A 1189-nucleotide genomic window follows, 5' to 3' on the forward strand; every position below is an offset into this window, starting at 1 on the left:
GCCTCAGCTTCGCCTGCCCAGCCGGGGCTGGCCATGGCACATGCCGCAGCCAGGGCCAGAGCCGTATAACGCATCTTCATGATTTGTCTCCTCATTGGTTCACTCCCCGTGGTTGAAGGCTTGTTCGGCTCCGGGGAATATGAGCCGGGTTCCTTTTCTGACTTCTATCCCTTGCGCATGACGAATGCGAGCAAGGCCATTGACAACACGAAGCTGATCCAGATCGACGGATCGCCCTCCAGACCCAGCCACCCGGCCAGCTTGCCGCTGATGCCGACAAAAATCAGGTTGACGTAGGCCGCACTGAGCAGGCCGATAAAAAGCCGGTCACCACGGGTAGTTTCCAGCGGCAAAAAGCCGCGCCGCATCGTTGTCGGGGATTTCAACTCCCATACCGTCATGCCCACCAGCATCAGCACGATGCAGGTAAAGAAAATTGCCACCGGCGTGGTCCAGGCCATCCACTCAAACATCTGTCATCTCCTTACTTGGCGGCATCAGCACCGCAAGTGAATCCGTGCAAGTGCCATCGCGGAACCGGCTTTGCCGGGCCGCAGGTGGCGCCCCCTTGGGGGAAGCGCCGAAGGCGCTTCGGGGGGTCACACTCTTCCCATTGCGAAGCCTTTTGCGATGTAGTTGCGTACAAACCAGATCACGATGGCGCCCGGCACGATGGTCAGCACGCCAGCCGCTGCCAGTGTGGCCCAATCCATGCCGGATGCCGACACCGTCCGTGTCATGGTCGCGACGATGGGCTTGGCGTTGACGCTGGTCAGCGTGCGCGCCAGCAGCAGTTCGACCCAGCTGAACATGAAACAGAAGAACGCCGCCACGCCGACACCGGCCTTGATGAGCGGCAGGAAGATGCGTACAAAGAAGCGGGGGAAGGAATAGCCGTCGATGTACGCGGTTTCATCAATCTCACGCGGAATGCCGCTCATGAAACCTTCCAGGATCCACACCGCCAGCGGCACGTTGAACAACAGGTGCGCCAGGGCCACCGCGATGTGGGTATCCATCAGCCCCACCGTGGTGTAGAGCTGGAAGAAAGGCAGCAAGAACACTGCAGGTGGCGTCATGCGATTGGTCAGCAACCAGAAGAACACATGCTTGTCACCCAGGAAGCTGTAACGCGAAAACGCGTAGGCGGCCGGCAGGGCTACAGTCACCGAAATCACGGTATTGATGG

The 1189-nt window shown here is 59.6% G+C and carries 2 protein-coding genes; both read right to left on the minus strand.

What is annotated here, in order from left to right:
• Nucleotides 1-164: 164 nt before the first annotated feature.
• Nucleotides 165-473: a DUF2160 domain-containing protein gene (locus AC1DWI_RS23850; protein WP_477668673.1), complete on the minus strand. Its 309-nt coding sequence runs from the start codon at nucleotides 471-473 to the stop codon at nucleotides 165-167.
• A gap of 126 nt (nucleotides 474-599) precedes the next feature.
• Nucleotides 600-1189: carbohydrate ABC transporter permease (locus tag AC1DWI_RS23855; protein WP_477725999.1), on the minus strand; the 590-nt coding region annotated here is incomplete at its 5' end.

Source organism: Polaromonas sp. P3_C2, assembly GCF_056402675.1.